The sequence below is a fragment of the Streptomyces sp. NPDC002276 genome, assembly GCF_053891435.1.
The window spans coordinates 926,754-945,166 of the sequence record NZ_JBSFCQ010000001.1 but is presented as its reverse complement, the minus strand read 5'-3'; the positions used below and the strand labels follow the sequence as shown (position 1 = coordinate 945,166).

Sequence of the window (18,413 nt, the reverse complement as noted above, 5' to 3'; positions counted from 1 at the left end):
CCGACCCGGAGAGGTTCGCCCGCACCGGAGTGGAGTGGGGAAGAGCAGTGACGAACGAGCATGACCTGGACGCCGCGCTGCGCGTGGCCGTGGAGCTGGCCGAGTGGGCCTCGGAGACGATCCGCAACGGCAACGCCGGAGCCTCGGGCCCGGTCCGGCAGAAGGCGAGCCCGGCCGACATCGTCACGGACACGGACGAGGCGGTGGAGCGGCACGTACGGTCGGTGCTGCGGCGGGAGTTCCCCGACTGGGGCATCGACGGCGAGGAGTACGGCATCGAGGAGGGCGCGTCGGACGCCCCGCACTGGGTGATCGACCCCGTGGACGGAACCACCAACTACGCCCACGGGCTTGGCTGGTGCTCCTTCTCGCTGGGCCTCGCGCGGCCGGACGGCTCCCCTCTGCTGGGCCTGGTCGCGGACCCGTGGCGGGGCGAGGTGTTCACGGCCGTACTGGGCAAAGGGGCGCACCTGAACGGCGCCCCGATCCACGCGGCCGACCACACGACACTGACCGGCCATGTGTTCATGACGGAGTGGGCGGCGCACGCGCACTGGCCGGGCCTGGACGCACTGCTGGCCCAACTGGCCGACCGGCACTGCACGGTACGCGTGATGGGTTCGACGGCACTGTCCCTGGTGCAGGTCGCGGCGGGCCGGGCGGCCGCCGCCGCGATCGGCGAGTTCCACCCGGTGGACGGTCTGCCCGCGCTGCTCATCGCGACGGAGGCGGGAGCCGTCGCGCTGCCTCAACTCCCTTCCTACGACGAACCGTTGCTGCTCACCGCGCCCGGAATCGCGGCGGAGGCACGGGAGTTGTGGCGGTCGACGGTCAGTCCCCCGGTCCCGCCACAGTGACGACGACCTTGCCCTGCGGATGGCCGTTCTCCAAGTAGCGGACGGCGTCGGCGGCTTCGGACAGCGGAAAGGCGCGGGCGACCACGGGAGTGAGCTCGCCCTTGTCGATGATCGCGTTGAGAGTCAGGAGGTCCGCACGGCGTACGACCGCGAGCATGCCCTGGAGCTTCTGGCCCCCGAGCAGTGAACGCAGCCCCATCTCCAGGCGGATGCCCGCGTCGGCGAACCATTGGCTCCCGCCCTCGCCGCCGACGCGGACAAGGGTGCCGTGCGGAGTGAGCACGCCGCGCAGGAGCGAGACGGCGCGGTTTCCGGCGGCGTCGAGGACGACGTCGTAGCGGCGCGGCCGGTCGGTGATCTCCTCCCGGGTGTAGTCGATGACGTCGACGGCGCCCAGGGACCGGACGAAGTCCGCCGCGTCCGGACCGCAGACCGCGGTGACCTCGGCGCCCTGCGCGGTGGCGAGTTGGACGGCGAAGCTGCCGACTCCGCCCGAGGCGCCGATGACCAGGACCTGTTGGCCGGGGCGCAGACCGGCCTTGGCGTGCAGCGCCTGGAGGGCGGTGACACCGGAGCAGGGGACGGCGGCGGCCTGTTCGAAGGTGAGGCTGTCGGGCTTGTGCGCGATCGCGCCGGCCTTGGCAAGGGTGAACTCGGCGAAGGAGCCTCGGCATTGGCCGTAGACGGCGTCTCCGGGTCCGAGGTCGCTCACACCGGGGCCGACCGCTTCGATCACCCCCGCGACATCCCAGCCCGGGACGGGGTTCTTCGGCCTGCGCAGCCCAAAGACGAGCCGCGCGGGGTAGGGCAGTCCGGTCATCAGGTGCCAGACGTCGGGCCCGGCACCGGCGGCCCGTACGCGGATCAGCACCTCGTCGGGGCCGGGTGCCGGGCGGTCGATGTCCCGCAACTCCAGTACGTCCGCCGGGCCGTAGACATCCTGCACGATGGCTTTCAAGGTGGTTGCCCTCCGTTCGGGTCGGGGCACGCGCCCAGCATCTCGTGAGCCGACGCGCACGCCCAGACGGACGGGGCGAGTTGACTGTTCGTCAGGTATCAGGCCGCGGCGCTCGGTTTCGCCGCCGCCGTCAGGACGTACTGGAGGCGCCGGGCCACGTTGAGGTGGTCCGCCGTCCAGATGATGCGGACGGCCGTGGCCGTGGCGCGTCCGTCGTCGTCGCGCAGGTCGCGGCGCAGGGAGTCCACAAGGCGTGCTTCCTCCTCCGGATCGCGTGCCAACGGGGCCGGTACGGCGGTGTGTTGACCGAGTCCGGCGGCCAGGTCGCGGTACCAGTCGGAGAGCCGGACGACGGTGTCGAGGAGGATCAGCCGGGCCTCGGAGCGGTCGGGCTGGATCTGTTCGTCGCCGCCGTTGCGCTGCCACAGTTCGAGCACCGCGTCCGCGGCGAGGCGCAGTCCTACGATCCCGGTGACCAGGGTGGTCATGTCGGAGAGCCGTACCGGCTTGGCGCCGCGTTCGGCGAGGTAGCTGCGGAAGGCGTCGTCGAGGCGGCGGGCCGCGGCGGCAGCCTGTCGGCTCGCCTCCAGCGGTGCGTCGGTCGGCAGGCAGCCGATGCTGCATCGACTGGCCGCGTACTCGACCGCGTCCGCGAGGTAGCGGGCGCTGGCGTCGTACGCGGCGGACAGCGCCCGGTCCACTGCGGCCCCGGCACCTCGCGGCCAGAAGAACAGGCCCACCAGCACGCTCACCGCGCATCCCAGGGCGATGTCCTGGATGCGCAGCAGCACGATGTGCCAGTCGGGGTCCTGGCCGATGTTGAAGAGGATCACCAGGGCGACGGTGAAGGCCGCCTGTCCGGCGGCGAAGGAGATGGCGGCGGGGGCGATACCGGCGACGAGCACGGCGACGGGGAGCAGGAACCAGAGCAGGGTGCCGTGGTGGCCGATGACCTGGAGCAGCCCGACGCCCACGAGCGAGCCGGCCAGGGTGCCGCCGAGGGCGCGCAGGGCGTTCTGCCCGGTGTTGAGCGCGTTGGAGCGCAGCACCGACAGGGTTCCGAGCAGGACCCAGAACGAGTGCTGGACCCCTGTCGCGTTCGCCAGCGCCACCGCGATGCCGAGACCCAGCGCGCCCCGGAGGCTGTTGTGCAGCCAGACCGAGCGCGGCTCCAGGTGGGCGGCGGCGCGTTCGACGGCCGACCCCAGGGGCTGGGTCAGTGCGCCGGGTTCTCCGCCGAGCAGCCGCTCCGGCCAGCTGCGCCGCTCGGCGGCCGCGGCGAGGTCCACGTTGCCGGCGATCTGAAGGGTGGCGAAGCCCAACTCCTGGGCGCGGAACGACAGATCGAGGGTCTCGATGAAGGCGCGGACCTCCGACTCCGTGCGCGGCCTCGGCCGTTCCACGGGTAGTCGGCGGGTGGCGCCGTCCTCCATGCCGTCCATCGCCGCGCGCAGGTCGACCAGTGCGGCGCGCAGGGCGTCGGGCGCTTCGCGCGGGGCATCGAGGAGTACGGCCGCCTCGTCCAGGGCCGTGGCGGCCGCCCGCCGTACGGTGCGTGCGTCGACGTCGCAGACCCGGCGTTCGTCCGACACGGGGCCGCTGTCCTCCACGATGGCACTGAGCCAGGTGAGTTCGTCGACCAGCCGGACCAGTGCGCGGGAGCCGACGGACAGGCCGGTGGGCCGGTAGGGAGTGCCGTCGAAGGCGGCGCGCAGGTCCGCGGCCGCGGCGGTGGCCCGGTCGGCGGCGACCTCGCACTGCCGGGCGGTCGGCGCCTGCGGCCCGCCGTCCAGCCAGGAGGCGTCGGTGCGCAGCTGGGCCGCCGCCGCGCGGCAGACCCGGGCGGCGGGCGCGCTGAGCGGGTCCATGGTGGAGCGGGGCCACAGCAGGGAGATCGCGAGCATGGCGGCGACGGCGGCGAGGCCCGCTCCCGCGAGCCGGTCGGGCAGCTGCGACAGCGGGGCCGGTGAGGTCACGGGGAGGATGAAGGCCAGTAGCAGCGCGGTCGAGGCACCCGCGAGAACGGAGCTGACCACCCCCGAGAACAGCACCAGGAAGCCCACTACGACCATGGTGGCGACGGCCAGCCAGTCCGTCCGCGCCACCAGCGTGCCGAGACAGATGAGTGCCGCCCAGCCCAGCGCGAGTCCCACGTGGGCCCGCAGTCGCTGCACCATCGGGCCGGTGAACTCCACCAGCAGGAGCATCGAGAACGACCCGAACGCCGCGTAGGTCGCCATCGTCGAGGATTTCAGCAGTTGGCCGCACAGGGCGAACAACGCGGGCATCACCAGCGCGGTGCGTGCGGCCCTGCGGGTGGCCGCAAGCCCCGGATCATGGTCACGCAACCACGCCGGAATCCGCCCGGGCAGGCCGCGCCAAGTTCTCTCCATACGCCGGCGCACCTCCAGCCCGCGCAGCACCCATGTGCCCCGCCATACCCGAGTATCCGCCATGCTCGCCGATCACCCACCCTGCCGCCGTCGCGCCCGCCTCGGCGAGGAGGGCGACCGTCTCGGGGTGAGGGCCGTGGTTCGCCCACTCCAGCGGGGACCGGCCGGTGCCGTGACCTTCTTGTACGTTCGGATCGGCGCCGTGCGCCAGCAGCTCGCGGACCGTCTCCGCGTGCCCCCAACAGGGGGACGATCGCGGCCTCCCCGTTCACAGAGGCGGCGTAGAGCGGTGTGGTGCCCTCGCTGTCGACTCACCCAGGGTCGGCTCCGGCACGCAGAACCGCCTTCACCACACCCGAGTCGCCCACCACGATCGCCCCGAAATGCCGCCGGGAGAGCTTCTTCAGCTGCCGCTGCTTCATGGGCTGAGATTGGGCGGCTGCTGGGTGATGATGGGGGCCATGGCTTTGACGACGGCGTTCACGAAGCTCTTCGGAGTGCGGCACCCCATCGCCCTGGCGCCGATGGGCGGATCGTCCGGTGGTGCGCTGACCGCGGCCGTGTCCCGTGGGGGCGGGCTCGGTCTGCTGGGCAGCGCCAACGGTGAACGCGATTGGCTGGCGCGGGAGTTGGCCATCGTCACCGAGAACACCACCAACCCGTGGGGAATCGGCTTCCTCACCTGGCAGATGGATGTCGCCGCGGTGGAGCACGCCCTGGAACGCCAACCCCGGGCCGTGATGCTGTCGTTCGGGGATCCGAGCCCGTTCGCCGAGCGAATTCGCCGCGCAGGTACGGCACTTGTCATCCAGGTCACCGATCTGGAGGAAGCCAGGCGGGCGGTGGACCTGGGCGCCGACGTCATCGTGGCCCAGGGTTCCGAGAGCGGCGGACACGGCGCCCGGCACGGGCGCTCCACGCTCCCGTTCGTGCCGGTCGTCGTCGATCTGGCCGCTCCGACGCCCGTACTCGCAGCCGGTGGCATCGCCGACGGCCGTGGCCTGGCCGCCGCTCTCGCCCTGGGCGCCGCCGGCGCACTCATCGGCACCCGCTTCCAGGCGACCACCGAAGCCCTGGTCGCTCCCTCCACCACCAAGGCCATCGTCCAGGGCCATGGCGCGGACACCGAGCGCAACAGGATCCTCGACATCGCCCGAGGCTCCAACTGGCCGTCGAAGTACACCGCCCGCACGCTCGGCCACCCGTTCCTCGACCAGTGGCGCGGCCGGGAGACGGAACTCGCCGACGATCCCCACGCCCGACACGCCTACCAAGTCGCCCTGTCTCAGGGCGACATACCGCCCCTGCCCGTGTGGGCAGGCGAAGCCGTCGACCTCATCAACGACCTGCCCTCGGCCACCGACCTCGTCAACTCCCTTGCCACCCAGGCCGAGGACGCACTGGCCCGAGCCGGAAGGGAAGCCTGATCCTGCCCGGGTTCACGTCACGGCGGCCTTGCCTACGGAGTCCGCGAGCAGCGTGGTGAGCCAAGGTCGCCCCCCTCACAGCTCGGGTGGGCGAGTCCCATGCCCGCCCGGCCGGCGCCGAACACGAAGTCGTCAACACCGGCACCGCCCCCCTGGCCTTCGTCGAAATCGAGCTGAAGTGAGGCGCCAAAGCGACGAAATCCGTCGAGCGCCAGGTGCCTGACTGCGGTTATCGTGCGCCGATGACCAGCACCCACCGCCCCGTCCCCGCCCGGACCGCCACCCCGGCGGACACCGACACCATCGTCGACACCCTGACCACCGCCTTCTTCCACGACCCCCTGTGGGGTCCGGCCTTCCCCGACGAACAGCGGCGCGCCGTACAGGCGGCGGTCATGTGGCGCCTGTACGTCACCTCCGCACTGCGTTACTCCTGGACCCTCGTCACACCGGGCGCGGAGGCCGCGGCCGTATGGATCCCGCCGGGCGGCACCGAACTCACCGATCAGGAGGAAGCCGGCCTGCCGGACCTGCTGACCCGGGCCGCCGGCGCCGAGGTGACCGAGTCCGTCCTGACGATCTCCGGCCAACTCGAAGCCGCCCACCCCGAGGAACCCTGCTTCTACCTCACCCTGCTCGGCGTTCATGACGACCACCGCGGCAAGGGGCTGGGCATGGGTCTGCTCGCCGAGAGCCTCGCACGTGTCGACGCGCTCGGTGCTCCCGCCTACCTCGAATCGTCCAACCCGGCGAACCTCGCCCGCTACCGAAGCGTCGGCTTCACCGCCCGCGATGAGATCACCATCGCCACCGGCCACATCGTCACCACCATGTGGCGACCGGCCCGCTGATCGAAGATCCCGAGTGGGACTGTCTCATCACGTCGCGTCAGTTCTTCGGCCCCGGTCCAGGCCACTTCCTCCGACTGTCCGATACGGCCCAGCGGGGTGTGGGCGAACTGCCGTGCGCGCGCCGAGGGCGACGGCGACGGCGACGACGCGGATGTCCCGGGGGGGGGCCAGTTCGTCCGCCCAACTGTGGGTCAACAGTTCCAGTGCGGTTTTGGTCGCCGCGTAGACCGAGCTGCCGGGCCAGGCCCGCCGTCCCACCGATGTGCTGACATGGACGATCACCCCGCCGTCAGTGACTAGGTCGAGCCGCGCTTCATGAAAGCTAGAGTCGCCGGATGCGACGAAGGACAGGTGCGGTGGCAGCCGGTGTGGCGATCCTCGCCTGGGGCGAGTGGCTGAACCGGCGCTGGTCCCGAACTCTCGTGGGAGACAACGAGGGTGATGCCGAGGCCGTGGTCGTGCTGGGATACCGGAACCCTCAGGCGACGGCGAACCTCATCAACCGTTGGCGCGTCCGCGCCGGAATCCGCTCCCTCACGGATGACGGCACGCACGACACCCGAGTGATCTTCAGCGGCGGTACGACCACCGGTGGCGACACCGAAGCCCAACTGATGGCCGACTACGCCCGATCGGTGCTCAAGTTCGACGGCACAGTGCTCCTCGAAGAGGAGAGCCGGACGACGTGGGAGAACGTCACCTGTGTGGTCCCGCTGCTTGAGGACGTCGACCGCATCAAGATCGTCTCCCAGCCGGCCCACGCCCTCAAGGCCCGCGCCTACTTGCGGCGACAGCACCCCGATCTCGCGAAGAAGCTGGTCCGCGCGGACGACTACCGCCCCGGCGAGTGGCTGCTCGCCAAACCGCTGCTGGCGCTGTACGGGCTCTGGACACTCCGCGGCCTGAACGCCGATGAACGAAGGCGCACAGCCGACTGACCATCAACTCCGCCTCCCCTACCCGGAGTTGGTCACAACCCGTCAGGCCTCCCCGGCCCCCAGCACATACAACCCCGGAAGATTGACCACGATCGCCTCCTGCGTGCTGCGGGCGATCACGACCACTGCCTCGTCCGCCGGGTCGGGGTTCTCCTCGCGGTGCGGGACGAACGGCGGCACGAAGATGTAGTCGCCGGGGGACGCGCGCAGGCGGATTTCCTCAGGCTGCGGACCCGTGTCGTCGAGGAAGACGAACTCGGGGTGCCCGCTGACCACGTAGATCGCGGTCTCGGATTCGCCGTGGTGGTGGTCGGAGGAGGCTGTCGAGGGGGCGACATGCGTCTGGCCCATCCACAGTTTCTCGGAACCGACCGTCTTCCCGCTCACCGCGGCGAACCTGCGCATGCCCCCGCTCTGTGCCGTGTCGCCGTCGAGGGCGTCGGCGCGGACGTGGTGCAGGCGGGTGCGCAGGGGGGTTGCCGACTGCCCTGCGGCGTCGTGGAGATGGGGGTGGAAACCTTCGCCGGGGGTGGTCAACGGCTCGCTCATGGTTGGCGACGCTAGAGCCGCGCCGAAAAGGATGTCAAGAGGTGTCCATTGTCCTTCACCTGCGGCAATGTTCCCGCAATGTACGAGGGAATGGACGGGCGATCCCGTACGGGGAACCTGTGGAAGTCCTCGTGCCGGGCTCCGCGTCGGGCATTATGTGCGCATGCATATCTCCGCGAAGGCGGACTACGCCACGCGGGCCCTGTTGGAGCTCGCCTGCGAACCTGCCCGTCCGCTCACGTGCGAGGCGATCGCCTCCTCGCAGCAGATCCCGTTCCGGTTCCTGAAGTCCGTGGTGGGCGAGTTGCGCAGAGCCGGTCTGGTGCGCAGCCAGCGTGGCTGCGAGGGCGGGTACTGGCTCGGCCGGCCCGCCGACGAGATCACGCTCCTGGACGTGTCCCGCGCCGTCGACGGCGAGTTGATCACCCTGCGCGGTGAACCGCTGGCCGGGCTCGACTACCCGGGTCCCGCCACCGGCCTGCCCGGGGTGTGGCGCCGTATCGAGGACGAGGCCGCCGCCGTGCTGGGCGGCACGACCCTCGCCACCCTGCTGCCCGCCACCACCGACGAACACGCGACGGCCGAGCGACTGAGCCGCCGGGGAGCCGCATGACGCGCCCCGCCGACCAACTCGCCGTCGAAATGCTCGAAGTCGTCGAGTTCACCGACCCTCTGTGTCCCTGGGCCTGGGGATCCGAGCCCGTGTTCCGTCGGCTCCGGGCGGCCTTCGCGGGACAGGTCCGCTGGCGTCGCGCGTACTGCATCCTCTTCGACCACGACGACGACCCGGCGCCCGACCCCGCCGCGGAGACCGCCTGGTACGCGCGCTACGTCGAGGACATCAGCGCCCACACCCACGCCCCGCGAGCCGTGCGGCTGAGCCGGGTGGCCGCGAGTTCCTGGCCGTCCTCACTTGTCGCCAAGGCGGCCGAAGCACAGGGCGCCGAGGTGACCGATCGGGTGCTACGGCGGCTGCGGGAGAGCGTGTTCGTGCTCGGTGAGCCCGCGGACACGGCCGAGTCGGCGATCTCCGTGCTGTCGGGCGTATCCGGTCTCGATGTCGGCCGGCTCGCGGCCGACGCGGCGTCGGACGAAGTGCTGGAGCGGGTACGCGCCGATCACGCCGAGGCGCGCCGTCCGGTCGACGAGGTGCTGTCGGTGCGCGGATGCGAGTCGCCGCATCCCGGCGCCGCGAAGGAGACCCCGGACGGTCAACACCGGTACGCGCTACCGACGTTGCTGGTGCGTGGCGCCACCGGCCGCCGTGCCGTGCCCGGTTGGCGGCCGTACGAGGAGTACGTCTCGGCCGTCGTCGGACTCGGTCCTGAACTGGTGCCCGCTCGCGCGGAGTTGCCCGCGAAGGAGGCGCTCGCGCGGTATCGGACGCTCACCGAGCCGGAACGCGCGTCGCTGACCGACGGCCGCCCGTGGGCCCCCGGTGACGCCGTCCGCGTCGAGACCGGAAACGGGCCGCTGTGGCTGCATCCGGACGAGGCCGCGGTGCACCCCGCACTCACCCCCGGCCCCTGACAGGCCTCTGATCAGCGGTCAGAGACCGTCCCGCCCAATGAGACACCAATTGGTGTCCATTGACAGTCTCCGACGACTGGCCCCAGGATGTGCAGCATGCTCACGACGCACCCCGGTGTGGTGTGCCGCTACGTGGACCTGCGGCGCACCTGTAGCGCTCTCTGTCGCTGACCCGCCGCCCCCGGCCCACAGGCGCCTGACCCCGTTCGCGTAGGTACGGGCGCCCCACCGCCTCGCCGACCGGCGCCCGCCTTCTCGCGCCGCGTCGTTCTCCTCGCGCTTCGTCGCCCCTCTCTGCCTCCGTGTCCCGGCTCTCTCCCGTGATCCGCCGACGCCTCATGTCCGGGCGCGGCATGCCCCCGTGCGTCTCGAAGCCGCACCGGCATGTCCGTCGTCCAGATCCGTGCGGTGTTCGGTCCCCGGGTGTGCCGCCCTCGCTTCCCTTCCGCTGCCCCGGCGCGGCCGGGAGCCCTCGAAGAAAGAAACAAAGATGTCCGGACGACTCACGCCTCGCAGCCGGCGGGCGGCTTTCCGACCCGGCAGACTGCGTGCCGCCGCCCTGGGGACCGCCCTCGCCACCGTGCTCGTCCCCGCGCTCAGCGCCTGCGGCGGCGACGCCTCGACGGCCGGCGGCAACGCCACGCTGAAGTGGGCCTCTTCCTACTTCCCCACCCACTGGGACCCGGTGGTCAGCGGCAGTGGCGCCCAGTTCCGCGAACTCGCCCTGGTCTACGCCTCGTTGACCCGCACGGACGCGACCGGCAAGGCCGTGCCGGACCTGGCCAAGAGCTGGGAGTACAACGCCAAGGGCGACCAGATCACCTTCCACCTGCGCTCCGGCCTCAAGTTCAGCGACGGTACGCCGGTCGACGCGGCAGCGGTGAAGGCCGCGATCGTCCGGGCCCAGAAGCAGAAGAACTCCGCGCTCTTCGGCGACCTCACCTCCATCAAGTCGGTGGACGCCAACGGGCTCGACGCGGTGCTCCACCTCAGCCAGGTCGACTACCAGATCCCCCAACTCCTCGGCGAGCGCGTGCTCCAGATCGCCAGCCCCAAGGCGGCGGCGTCCCCGACCAAGCTGGACCAGAGCCCGGTCGGCGCGGGACCGTTCATCGTCACCCAGCTCGTCCCGGGCACCAAGGTCCTGCTGAAGAAGAACCCGGACTACTGGGACGCCAAGGACATCCACATCGACAATGTGGAGCTGACCTCGGCGCCCGACGCGGCGACGGTCGTCTCCGGACTCCAGACCGGCGTCTACAACTTCGCCGACATCGCGCCCAGTCAGGCCGAGGCCGCGAAGAAGGCGGGCCTCGACGTCTTCGTCCAGCCGGGCTTCAACGCCGCCAACCTGAGCCTGAACGTCAACAAGGCGCCGTTCAACAACGACAAGGTCGTGGACGCGGTCCGCTACGCGATCAACCGCCAGGAGTTCGTGGACAAGCTGACCTTCGGCTACGGCTCGACGACCAACCAGCCCTTCCCCAAGGGCTATGTGGCCTACGACCCGCAGTCCGCGAACGACTACGCCTACGACCCGGCCAAGTCGAAGCAGCTGCTCTCCGAGGCCGGTTACAAGGCGGGCCAGATCAAGCTGAACCTCGTCATCCCGGCCGAGGATCCCCAAGCTGAGATCGTCCAGGCGCAGTTGGCGAAGGTCGGCATCACCGTCACCATCAAGGTCGACAAGAACTGGGCCACGCCGTTCTTCGCCAAGGACCTGACGTTCTCGCTGTACGGGACGACGGGGCGTGACTCGGCCGCACAGACCCTGACCGCGCACTTCGGTCCGAACGGCCCGCTCAACCTCAGTACGCCGTACGAGCCTTCGGGCTTCGAGGCGGCCATCGCCAAGGTCCGCCAGACCCCGCTGGACTCGCCCGACTACACGAAGGTCCTCCAGGCGGCGACCCGGGCCGGCCTCCAGAGCAAGGCGCTCGTCTTCACCTACTCCTCGCCCAACCTCATCGCCAAGAGCAAGTCCATCTCCGCCCTGCCCAAGAACCCGGCCCACATCGACTGGACCGGCGTGACCATCTCCGGCAGCAACTGACACTCCGTCAACTCCTAGACAGAGCCACTACAGAGAGGGGGCAAGCCATGACGACGACGGAGGCACCGGCCACATCACCCGACGTCCGTCATCGGGGCGCCACGACCGGGGCGCGGCGCACGCTGGGCCGCGTCCTGGTCACCCTCGCCCGGTCGATCGCGATCTTCGTGCCCGTGTTCCTGGTCGCGACGTTCGTGACGTTCGCGCTGCGGTCGCTGAGCGGGCTCAGCCCGGCGCGGATCCAGCTGGGCGAGGAAGCAACTCCCGAGGCGGTAGCCAGAGTCGAAGCACAGTGGGGTCTCAACCGGCCCTTCCTCGTGCAGTACGCGGACTGGCTGGGCGGTGTCCTGCACGGACAGCTCGGCACCAGTTGGACCAACGGCGCGGACATCTCCACCCTCATCGGCCTCGGCCTGGGTGTGAGCCTGTCGGTGGCGTTCTTCGCGCTGCTCATCGGCGTGGTCGCGGGCTTCGGCCTCGGCACGCTCGCCGCGCTGCGCCGCACGACATGGATCGACCGCGCGATCACGGGCTTCGTCACGCTGATCTCGGTGATGCCGGCCTTCGTCGTCGGCATCGTGCTGGTCGCGGTGTTCGCCGTGGGACTGCACGTGTTCCCGTCCGCCGGATACGTCCCGGCGGCACAGGGGTTCGGTCCCTGGCTCGCCCATATCACCCTGCCCGCCATCGCGTTGAGCTTCGACGTCGTCGCCGACGTCGCCCGCCAACTGCGCTCCAGCCTCATCGCCGCCTATCGCGAGAACTACGTGACGGGCGCGGTGGTACGGGGACTGAGTCCACGGCGGATCTTCTTCGGGCATGTGCTGCGCAACGGCCTCGGCCCGGCGCTCGCCACGCTCGGACTCAAGTTCCCGACGCTCGTCGGCGCTTCGGTCGTCACCGAGTGGATCTTCGGGCTCCAGGGCTTCGGCCGGTTCGCGAACGACTCCGCGCAGGCCGGTGACGTACCGGCCGTACAAGGGGTGTTGGTGGTGTCGATCGTCCTGGTCGTCGTCTTCAACCTGATCGTCAACCTGGTGCTGGCGCGTGTGACGCCGGCGTCCCAGCGGGGGGTGTGACCATGGTGCGCCGCGTGCTCTCCCTGACGTCCGGCCGGATCGCCCTGGTGATCCTGACCGTGATCGCCCTGCTCGCTCTCCTCGGCCCGGTCATCGCCCCGCACGACCCGCTGGCCACCAGCTCCGACACCCTCGCCGGCTCCTCGGGCGGCCACTGGCTGGGCACGGACTATCTCGGCCGCGATGTGCTGAGCCGACTGCTCGACGGCTCCCGGGTCAGCGTGCTCGGCTCGCTCGAAGTCGCCCTCACGGCACTGGGGGTCGGCGCGATTCCAGGCATCCTCTCGGTCTACCTCGGCCGGGTCTTCGAGTGGATCACCCTGCGGCTGACCGACACATTGGTCGCGCTGCCCTTCCTGCTGTTCGCCGTCGCCGTGGTCGCGCTCCTCGGCAACGGCATCACGCAGGCGATGCTGGTCACCGGGGTGCTGGTGTCCCCGCTGTTCTACCGGGTGGCCCGGGCCGCCACGCTGGCCGTGGCCCGCTCGCCGTACGTGGAGGCGGCGCTGATCTCCGGTGCCTCCATCGGGTGGGTCGTACGCCGGCACGTCTGGGTCAAGGTGCTGCCGCCGATCGCGGTCGCGCTCGCACAGACCATCGGTGTCGGCTTCGTCATCGTGTCGTCCCTGACCTTCCTCGGGATCGGCGTCCAGCCGCCCCAGCCCACCTGGGGCGGACTGCTCGCCTCGGACCTCGGCTACCTCACCCAGAAGCCGTGGGCGCCACTGGTACCCGCCCTGCTGATCATGGTCACCGTCTGGGCCTGCAATCTCCTCGCCGACGCGATCCGTGACGTCTCCGGCGAGGCGGGCCGCGCCCTCGTCAACAACCGCAAGGCACGCGCCAATCGCCTCGCCGGGACCGACTCCGACGCCGACCTCGCCCACGTTCACGCCGGAGGTGCGTGATGGCCAGTTCCTCCACGAAGGTCCTGACGGAACCCGCGCCCCCGGGTGCCGCACAACCCGTCCGCCCGCCGGCCGCTCCCTCGACGCCCGTCCTGTCCGTACGCGACGTACGCATCAGCGACCGGGCCGCGGGCCGGGAGATCGTCCACGGCGTCAACTTCACTCTCACACCCGGCACTTCCGTCGGCATCGTCGGTGAGTCCGGCAGCGGCAAGACCCTCACCTGCCGGGCCACGCTCGGCATCCTGCCCACCCACTTCGAGGTCACCGGCGGCTCGATCGAGATCGACGGCCAGGACATCTCCGGGCTCTCGTCGGCGCGGTGGACGGCCCTGCGGGGCGCCACGATCAGCGCGGTCTTCCAGGACCCGGCGTCCTATCTCAACCCCTCGATCCGCGTCGGCGCCCAGATCACCGAGGTCCTGCGCGTCAAGAAGGGCCTGAAGCGGCGCGAGGCCCGCCGCCACGCGATCGACCTCCTCCATGCCGTGCACCTGCGCGACCCGGAGCTGGTCTACAGCCAGTACACCTACGAGCTCTCCGGCGGCATGCTCCAACGGGTCCTCATCGCCGCCGCGATCGCCGCCGACCCGCGCATCCTCATCGCCGACGAGGCCACCACCGCGCTCGACGTCACCGTCCAGGCCGAGATCCTCGACCTGCTGGCCGACCTGCGCGAACGCACCGGTCTTGCACTCGTCCTGGTCTCGCACGACCTGGCCGTCGTCGCCCAGCTCTGCGACGAGGTCCTCGTCATGCGCCAGGGCGAGGTGGTCGAACAGGGCCCGACGCACGAGGTGTTGCACAACCCGCGGCACGAGTACACGCGGCTGCTGATCGCCGAGCACGAGCAGTACGGCCTGGACAAGTTCCTCGTCCCAGAAGCCACAGAAGTCGCGGAGGACAACGCATGAGCGGGGAACTCGCCGGTCCCGTCCTTGAGGTCACCGACCTGAACGTGCACTATGGCCTGCGCCGACGCCGCCGCCAGGCCCTGAACCAGGTCTCCTTGAGCATCGCCCCCGGCGAGACGGTCGGAATCATCGGCGAGACCGGCTCCGGCAAGTCGACGCTCGCACGGGCCGCACTCGGTCTGGTGCGCGCCTCGTCCGGGTCGATCGTGATCGACGGCGAGGAGGTGAGCGCGTACGGCCATCGCCAGTGGCGCGCGCTGCGCCGCCGGGGTGTGATCCAGTACGTCTTCCAGGACCCGCTGCGCAGCCTCGACCCGGACGTGACGGTCGAAACGTCCCTGGCCGAACCGCTGTTGATCCAGGGCGTGTCCCGGCAGGAGGCGGCGACACGGGTGCGCGCGTTCCTCGACCGGGTCAGGCTCTCCGAGGACCTGCTCGACCGGCTGCCCGGCGAGTTGTCCGGTGGTCAGCGTCAACGCGTCGCGGTGGCAAGGGCGTTGGTCACCGAACCGCGTCTCGTCATCCTCGACGAACCGGTGAGCGCGCTCGACTCCGCCAACCGCGTGCAGATCCTCCAGATCCTCAAGGAACTCCGCGCCGACGGCGTCGCCCTCGTCTTCATCTCGCACGACCTCGGGTCCGTCGCCGGGGTCGCCGACCGCATCGCCGTGCTCTACCAGGGCGAGTTGGTCGAGGTCGGCGGCGCCGCCGACGTCATCAACCAGCCACAGCACGTCTACACCCGCCTGCTCGTCCGCTCCGCGCCGACCCTGCACAGCGCGGCGGCCGACCGCGCCGAACGCGAGGCCCTGCGCGCCCTGTTGCACGCCTGAGCCCCGTCACCTCTCCCTGACAGAACAGGAACAGCCATGTCCCGCACGCTCCACCTCGCCCTCCACCCCTACGGCGTGGGCGGTCCCGGCCAGCACGGTCTGTGGAAGGACCCGCGCGTCGCGAAGAACGCCAGCATCGACATCAACTACTACATCCGGCTGGCGCAGGCCGCCGAACACGCCCTGTTCGACGCCCTGTTCATCGTCGACAGCCAGTTCATCAACTCCACCTACCCCGCGCACTACCTCAACCGCCTGGAACCGCTGACCCTGTTGTCGGCCGTCGCCACCCACACCAAGCATCTCGGCCTGGTGGGCACGGCGAGTTCGACGTACAACTCGCCCTTCAACCTCGCCCGCCGCTTCGCCTCGCTCGACCACATCAGCGGCGGCCGGGCCGGCTGGAACGTCGTCACCAGCTTCGACACCGGCACCGCGCGGAACTTCGGGCTCGACGAGCACCTCGACTACGCCACCCGCTACGGCCGTGCCCTGGAGTTCGTGCAGGCCGCGCGAGGGCTGTGGGACTCGTACGAGGACGACGCGTTCCCGGCCGACGTCGAGCGGGGCGTGTTCCTCGACCCGGCCAAGCTGCACGAACTCAACCACGCGGGCGAGCACTTCAAGATCGCGGGCCCGCTGAACCTCTCCCGCTCCCCGCAGGGCCAGCCGGTGATCTTCCAGGCCGGGGTGTCCGAAGAAGGCCGCGACCTCGCTGCGCAGGTCGCCGAGGGCATCTTCGCGCCCGGGGGCACCCTGGAGTCGTCACAGGACTACTACGCCGACGTCAAGAAGCGCGCGGCTGCCTACGGCCGCGACCCCGAGCACGTCAAGATCCTCATCCACGGCGGCCCGGTCGTCGCCGCCACCGACGAGGCCGCCCGCCGTCGCGAGCGGGAGATCTTCGAGGAGGACGACGACTTCAGCCGCAACCTGGCGCTGCTGGGCCGCTCCTTCGGGGCGTACGACTTCAGCGTGCACGACCTGGACGCGCCCTTCCCGGATGTCGCCCACCTCGCCGAGAAGGGCGGACGCACGGGCGCCTCGCAGCTCATCGAGCGGGCCAGGACCGAGAACCTGACACTGCGTCAAGTGGCCGAGTCCGTCAACCAGTTCCGTCAGTCGCCGTTCGTCGGGGACCCGGGGACCGTGGCCGACACCATCCAGCAGTGGTTCGAGGCCCGCGCTCTCGACGGCTTCAACCTCGCCTTCCGCACCGAGGACGAGCTGAACTACTTCGTCGACAGTGTCGTCCCGATCCTCCAGAAGCGCGGCCTGTTCCGCACCGAGTACACGTCCGACACCCTGCGCGGCAACCTCGGCCTGCCGATCCCGGCCAACCGTCACTCCCGCGAGCGCCAGCTCGTGAACGACTGAGGCCGCGCGATGACCGAACTGTCGGCGACGGGGGGCCGCGACGTCCACACCGTCCGCTTCCCCGCCACCACTCCCCCGGCGACCGTCGATGTCCTCGTCGTCGGCGCCGGACCGGTGGGGTTGGCGGCGGCCGTCGAACTGACGTCACGGGGTGTCGCGGTCGCCGTAGTCGACCGCGCCCCGGCCGCGACGCTGGTGCGGGCCGGCGCGATGGGCCACACCCCTCGCGTGGTGGAGCATCTACGGCGCTGGGGACTCCTCCAACGCGTCCGGGACGCCTGGACGTACCCACCGGAATGGCACCGGGGCACGCGGCTGGTCACCTCCCTGGCCGGACACGAACTGGTGGCGGTGCCCGCCCCGTCGTTCACCGACAGGAGCGGCACCACCGGTCACTCAGCCGACGAGGCCCTGCGCCGCCCGCAGACCGTGTTCCAGCGGGTGTTCCTCGACCACCTGACGGAGCGGGGCGTGAGCGTGTCCGGCGGCTGGGCGTTGACCGATCTGCGCGAGGACGCGAGCAGTGTCGACGCGGAGGTGGTGGACGTCGACTCCGGCCGCTCGCACACCATTCGGACCGCCTACGTCCTCGGCACCGACGGAGGCAGCAGCACCACCCGCCGCCTCGCGGGCATCGACCGTACCGGCGAGCACGCCACCGAGAAGCGGCTGCGCCTCATCGTCCGCACCGGCGACATCGCGGACCGCGTGGGACCCGCGCCGAGTGCCACGAACATCGTCGTCAACGCCCGTGCGTCCGGCTTCCTGGCCGCCGTCAGCTCACGCGAGTGGCGGGTGTACGCCGGTCCGTACCCGCTCGAACACGAGCCCACCGAGAGCGAGTTGCTGGACGTCGGACGGGCCGCGTTCGGTCTGGACCTCGATCTGGAGCTGGTGTCCGCGACGACCTTCTACCACGCCACCCGGATCGCGGAGACGTTCCGTCGCGGCCGGATCCTGCTCGCCGGTGACGCGGCCCATGTGCGCACGCCCGGCGGCAACCTGGGCGAGGGCATCGGCGATGTCGTCAACCTGGGCTGGAAGCTCGCGGCGGTCCTCGACGGACACGCCCCGCCGAGCCTGCTCGACTCCTACGACCAGGAGCGCCGCCCGCACAACTGGCGTGTCGCGGAGCACTCGTTGGAGCGGGCGCGGCACTCGCAGGCGACGCTGGCCGAGATCCGGGCCGGCGGGATCCCCGACGACACGGACCTCGGGGAGGACGCCGTGCGGCGGCGGGCCGAGATCGGCGCGCGGCTGCGCCGGGACCGTTTCGGCAGCGACGGGGTCGCCTTCGACGAGCGGTACGACGCGTCGTCGGTCGTCTGGTACGAACCCGGCCAGTTCGACGCCGAACAGCCCTGGCGCGCCGACGTCTACGAGGACGACCCGCGACCGGGCCACCGCGCGCCGGACGGTCCCGTCGACCCGAGCGGCGGCACCCTCTACGACCGCCTCGGCACCTCCTTCGGCCTGCTCGTCCTCACCGAGGACCGCACGGTCGAGCGGGCCTTCGCGGCCGAAGTCGCCGCGCGCGGGCTGCCGTTCACGGTCGTCCACCTCACGGACCCGGCGGCGCGGGACGCCTACGGCACGACCAACGTCCTGATCCGCCCCGACCAGCACGTCGTCTGGCGCGGCACTCGCCTGCCCGACGCGGGCGCCGGAGCCGTACTCGACCAGGTGCTGGGACAGACCACGGCGACAACAGCACGCACGCCCACCCCGGTCTCCACCGCAGCCTGA

The 18,413-nt window shown here is 70.8% G+C and carries 16 protein-coding genes and 2 pseudogenes; 13 read left to right on the top strand and 5 right to left on the bottom strand.

Annotated features, from left to right (window positions below; genetic code table 11):
* The first annotated feature begins 47 nt into the window (after positions 1-47).
* Positions 48-857 carry an inositol monophosphatase family protein gene (locus tag ACWIHT_RS04365; protein ID WP_456164246.1) on the top strand — a complete coding sequence of 270 codons (810 nt, stop codon included), beginning with the start codon at positions 48-50 and terminating at the stop codon, positions 855-857.
* On the opposite strand, the gene ACWIHT_RS04360 is transcribed toward ACWIHT_RS04365, so the two are convergent.
* The 3 genes and pseudogenes from ACWIHT_RS04360 to ACWIHT_RS04350 all read right to left on the bottom strand — a co-directional run.
* On the bottom strand, positions 832-1,815 hold the full coding sequence (locus tag ACWIHT_RS04360; RefSeq protein ID WP_456164244.1) for an NAD(P)-dependent alcohol dehydrogenase: 984 nt from the start codon (positions 1,813-1,815) through the stop codon (positions 832-834). The genes ACWIHT_RS04365 and ACWIHT_RS04360 overlap by 26 nt on opposite strands.
* 98 nt (positions 1,816-1,913) lie before the next feature.
* Entirely contained in the window at positions 1,914-4,208 is a 2,295-nt protein-coding gene (locus ACWIHT_RS04355; RefSeq protein WP_456164242.1) for an FUSC family protein, read from the bottom strand.
* 91 nt (positions 4,209-4,299) lie between these two features.
* Positions 4,300-4,630: pseudogene (locus ACWIHT_RS04350) on the bottom strand (ankyrin repeat domain-containing protein); the annotation flags it as partial.
* 39 nt (positions 4,631-4,669) lie between these two features.
* Here ACWIHT_RS04350 and ACWIHT_RS04345 point away from each other — a divergent pair.
* Both ACWIHT_RS04345 and ACWIHT_RS04340 read left to right on the top strand, forming a co-directional pair.
* On the top strand, positions 4,670-5,635 hold the full coding sequence (locus ACWIHT_RS04345) for an NAD(P)H-dependent flavin oxidoreductase (RefSeq protein WP_456164240.1): 966 nt from the start codon (positions 4,670-4,672) through the stop codon (positions 5,633-5,635).
* 242 nt (positions 5,636-5,877) lie between these two features.
* The gene (locus ACWIHT_RS04340; protein WP_456164238.1) at positions 5,878-6,486 is read left to right on the top strand and encodes a GNAT family N-acetyltransferase; all 609 of its coding nucleotides are present in this window, start codon (positions 5,878-5,880) and stop codon (positions 6,484-6,486) included.
* A 56-nt stretch (positions 6,487-6,542) separates the two neighbouring features.
* Here the strand turns inward: ACWIHT_RS04340 and ACWIHT_RS04335 are convergent.
* Positions 6,543-6,786: pseudogene (locus ACWIHT_RS04335) on the bottom strand (SDR family oxidoreductase); the annotation flags it as partial.
* A gap of 35 nt (positions 6,787-6,821) precedes the next feature.
* Here ACWIHT_RS04335 and ACWIHT_RS04330 point away from each other — a divergent pair.
* Positions 6,822-7,424 carry a YdcF family protein gene (locus tag ACWIHT_RS04330; protein WP_456164236.1) on the top strand — a complete coding sequence of 201 codons (603 nt, stop codon included), beginning with the start codon at positions 6,822-6,824 and terminating at the stop codon, positions 7,422-7,424.
* Positions 7,425-7,466: 42 nt separating this feature from the next.
* Here ACWIHT_RS04330 and ACWIHT_RS04325 read toward each other — a convergent pair whose 3' ends face one another.
* The gene (locus tag ACWIHT_RS04325) at positions 7,467-7,973 is read right to left on the bottom strand and encodes a cupin domain-containing protein (protein ID WP_456164234.1); all 507 of its coding nucleotides are present in this window, start codon (positions 7,971-7,973) and stop codon (positions 7,467-7,469) included.
* A 163-nt stretch (positions 7,974-8,136) separates the two neighbouring features.
* Here ACWIHT_RS04325 and ACWIHT_RS04320 point away from each other — a divergent pair, with 163 nt between their 5' ends.
* The 9 genes from ACWIHT_RS04320 to ACWIHT_RS04280 all read left to right on the top strand — a co-directional run bounded on the left by ACWIHT_RS04320 (position 8,137) and on the right by ACWIHT_RS04280 (position 18,413).
* Entirely contained in the window at positions 8,137-8,586 is a 450-nt protein-coding gene (locus ACWIHT_RS04320; RefSeq protein ID WP_456164232.1) for an RrF2 family transcriptional regulator, read from the top strand.
* Positions 8,583-9,503: a DsbA family oxidoreductase gene (locus ACWIHT_RS04315; RefSeq protein ID WP_456164230.1), complete on the top strand. Its 921-nt coding sequence runs from the start codon at positions 8,583-8,585 to the stop codon at positions 9,501-9,503. Before ACWIHT_RS04320 ends, ACWIHT_RS04315 begins: the two co-directional genes overlap by 4 nt.
* A gap of 490 nt (positions 9,504-9,993) precedes the next feature.
* Positions 9,994-11,556 (top strand): ABC transporter substrate-binding protein, encoded by a 1,563-nt coding sequence (locus ACWIHT_RS04310; protein ID WP_456164228.1) that lies wholly within the window; start codon positions 9,994-9,996, stop codon positions 11,554-11,556.
* A gap of 47 nt (positions 11,557-11,603) precedes the next feature.
* Positions 11,604-12,635 (top strand): ABC transporter permease, encoded by a 1,032-nt coding sequence (locus ACWIHT_RS04305; RefSeq protein WP_456164226.1) that lies wholly within the window; start codon positions 11,604-11,606, stop codon positions 12,633-12,635.
* A gap of 2 nt (positions 12,636-12,637) precedes the next feature.
* Positions 12,638-13,543: an ABC transporter permease gene (locus ACWIHT_RS04300; protein WP_456164224.1), complete on the top strand. Its 906-nt coding sequence runs from the start codon at positions 12,638-12,640 to the stop codon at positions 13,541-13,543.
* The gene (locus ACWIHT_RS04295; RefSeq protein ID WP_456164222.1) at positions 13,543-14,457 is read left to right on the top strand and encodes an ABC transporter ATP-binding protein; all 915 of its coding nucleotides are present in this window, start codon (positions 13,543-13,545) and stop codon (positions 14,455-14,457) included. The genes ACWIHT_RS04300 and ACWIHT_RS04295 overlap by 1 nt, the downstream gene beginning before the upstream one ends.
* Positions 14,454-15,290 (top strand): ABC transporter ATP-binding protein, encoded by an 837-nt coding sequence (locus tag ACWIHT_RS04290; RefSeq protein WP_456164220.1) that lies wholly within the window; start codon positions 14,454-14,456, stop codon positions 15,288-15,290. The genes ACWIHT_RS04295 and ACWIHT_RS04290 overlap by 4 nt, the downstream gene beginning before the upstream one ends.
* 36 nt (positions 15,291-15,326) lie before the next feature.
* Positions 15,327-16,667 carry an LLM class flavin-dependent oxidoreductase gene (locus tag ACWIHT_RS04285; protein ID WP_456164218.1) on the top strand — a complete coding sequence of 447 codons (1,341 nt, stop codon included), beginning with the start codon at positions 15,327-15,329 and terminating at the stop codon, positions 16,665-16,667.
* A 9-nt stretch (positions 16,668-16,676) separates the two neighbouring features.
* A complete protein-coding gene (locus ACWIHT_RS04280) occupies positions 16,677-18,413 on the top strand; it encodes an FAD-dependent oxidoreductase (RefSeq protein ID WP_456164216.1) in 1,737 nt (578 codons plus the stop codon).

Coding starts and splice junctions, on each gene's coding strand:
- ACWIHT_RS04305 (WP_456164226.1), top strand. CDS start 11,604: ATGACGACGACGGAGGCACCGGCCACATCACCCGACGTCCGTCATCGG.
- ACWIHT_RS04340 (WP_456164238.1), top strand. CDS start 5,878: ATGACCAGCACCCACCGCCCCGTCCCCGCCCGGACCGCCACCCCGGCG.
- ACWIHT_RS04285 (WP_456164218.1), top strand. CDS start 15,327: ATGTCCCGCACGCTCCACCTCGCCCTCCACCCCTACGGCGTGGGCGGT.
- ACWIHT_RS04295 (WP_456164222.1), top strand. CDS start 13,543: ATGGCCAGTTCCTCCACGAAGGTCCTGACGGAACCCGCGCCCCCGGGT.
- ACWIHT_RS04280 (WP_456164216.1), top strand. CDS start 16,677: ATGACCGAACTGTCGGCGACGGGGGGCCGCGACGTCCACACCGTCCGC.
- ACWIHT_RS04300 (WP_456164224.1), top strand. CDS start 12,638: ATGGTGCGCCGCGTGCTCTCCCTGACGTCCGGCCGGATCGCCCTGGTG.
- ACWIHT_RS04310 (WP_456164228.1), top strand. CDS start 9,994: ATGTCCGGACGACTCACGCCTCGCAGCCGGCGGGCGGCTTTCCGACCC.
- ACWIHT_RS04330 (WP_456164236.1), top strand. CDS start 6,822: ATGCGACGAAGGACAGGTGCGGTGGCAGCCGGTGTGGCGATCCTCGCC.
- ACWIHT_RS04320 (WP_456164232.1), top strand. CDS start 8,137: ATGCATATCTCCGCGAAGGCGGACTACGCCACGCGGGCCCTGTTGGAG.
- ACWIHT_RS04290 (WP_456164220.1), top strand. CDS start 14,454: ATGAGCGGGGAACTCGCCGGTCCCGTCCTTGAGGTCACCGACCTGAAC.
- ACWIHT_RS04315 (WP_456164230.1), top strand. CDS start 8,583: ATGACGCGCCCCGCCGACCAACTCGCCGTCGAAATGCTCGAAGTCGTC.
- ACWIHT_RS04325 (WP_456164234.1), bottom strand. CDS start 7,973: ATGAGCGAGCCGTTGACCACCCCCGGCGAAGGTTTCCACCCCCATCTC.
- ACWIHT_RS04355 (WP_456164242.1), bottom strand. CDS start 4,208: ATGGAGAGAACTTGGCGCGGCCTGCCCGGGCGGATTCCGGCGTGGTTG.
- ACWIHT_RS04345 (WP_456164240.1), top strand. CDS start 4,670: ATGGCTTTGACGACGGCGTTCACGAAGCTCTTCGGAGTGCGGCACCCC.